1 protein-coding gene is annotated in these 1,452 nt (G+C 69.8%); it reads right to left on the bottom strand.

Features of this window, described 5'->3' with window-relative positions; translation table 11 throughout:
- Positions 1-815: 815 nt before the first annotated feature.
- On the bottom strand, positions 816-1,337 hold the full coding sequence (locus tag ABD369_RS40560) for a transposase (protein WP_344641655.1): 522 nt from the start codon (positions 1,335-1,337) through the stop codon (positions 816-818).
- Positions 1,338-1,452 lie beyond the last annotated feature (115 nt).

Raw genomic sequence — 1,452 nt, 5'->3', positions numbered from 1 at the left:
GCCCTCGCCATACCCACAGGCACAAACAGCACGCCCGGACAAGCAGAAACGGCCCGCCAGCAAAGCTGACGAGCCGTCATGCAAGATCGAGGCTAACGCTGCTGCATGACCCCGACGGTCACGAGGCGCGTTGAACTCGCGCGCCAGCTGCGCACCACACTGGCCGCCGACCAGCGCTCCGAGCTGATCCGCCTGGTCGCCGACACCCGCCGACCGCGGTCGAGGGCTTCGAGTAAACACCCCTGCATGAGCTGCGCACCACGCCGGTTCCCGGGGCTCGGTGTTGACCGGTGCGGGCACAGGGATTCCCGGAATTCCCGCGCGCGAGCTGGTCGCCGTTCGTACGATCGGCTCGGTCTAGGCCTGCTGGAGCGGATGCCGGCCCATGGGACCGGGGAGGGCATCGATGGGGCCTGTGGGCTGGGCTCCGGTGGTCGTGCTGGTGGTAGGCGGTGCGGTGGCCTGGCTGATGCTGCGTTATCCCGGGGGATGGCGGTACGCCTTCAGCGCGGAGTACGCCGAGAACAGGCGCGACCCGGATGGCGTCCGCGGAAAGAGGTGAGGCGCTTGGCGGGCTGTGGCCGCTCCCATGGTCGGCGGAGGTCGGCGGCCAGGGGTCTGGCGAGGTGGAGTTGGGTGTGAGCGGCCAGGATCAGGCCGGTCCAGCGGTCGGCTGCGGCGGGCTCGCGCAGCCTTGGGCGGGTCCAAGCGAGGATCTGCTTGAGGAACCGGAAGGTGTGCTCCAGGTCGAAGCGCCGTAGGAACGCGTGCCAGGCGGTGTTGGTGTCAGCGCCGAAGGGCGTTGGGTCGGAAGATCACAGCCACACCGGCTTCGGGGTGCCGCCGGAGGGCAGCTGCTGGACGCCGAGACGGATGAGAGTGCCTTCGACGATGGGGAGTTGGCCTTGGTGGTCGCTCCAGGCTGAGCGTCGCCAGATGCGCGGATGCAGGCGGTGCCATGCACGGGAGCGGGTGGTGCCGTGGCGGCGGGTGACGTGTTTGGAATTGCTGTCTGTTTTGTGCCAGGTGTCGGGGTCGGCGAGGGTGAACCGGGTGCTGTGGCGCGGGGGTTGGCTGCCTGTGGGGCCCACCCGGTAGCTGTCGGGAACGGGGTGGAAGAAGACACGCTCGGAGCGGGTCCGTACGACGATCTGGGCTGGCAGATCCCGCAGTAGATGCGTCAGCCGGGGCCCGTCGTGGCCGGCGTCCGCCACGACCTGGACCGGTGGGTCGGCCGTCGCCCAGTGGCCGGCGTTGATGATGCAGCGCAGGACCTCGCGCAGTTGGCGGGCGGTGACCGCCGCGGTGTGGAGCAGGCACGGGGGAGCTGACGGCACTGGATCCCCCCCGGCACTGGTGAAGGTGCTCTGTCGATGGGGTAGTGTTACCGGGTCGCTCGGCAGGGAGCACCGGACACGCATCGGCGCGGACGGTCCCGGGGCGGCCAATCCT

The sequence above is a fragment of the Kitasatospora cystarginea genome (assembly GCF_039533515.1).
Lineage (GTDB): Bacteria > Actinomycetota > Actinomycetes > Streptomycetales > Streptomycetaceae > Kitasatospora > Kitasatospora cystarginea.
Note: the sequence above shows the minus strand (reverse complement) of the source record. Positions and strands in the feature narration are given on the sequence as shown.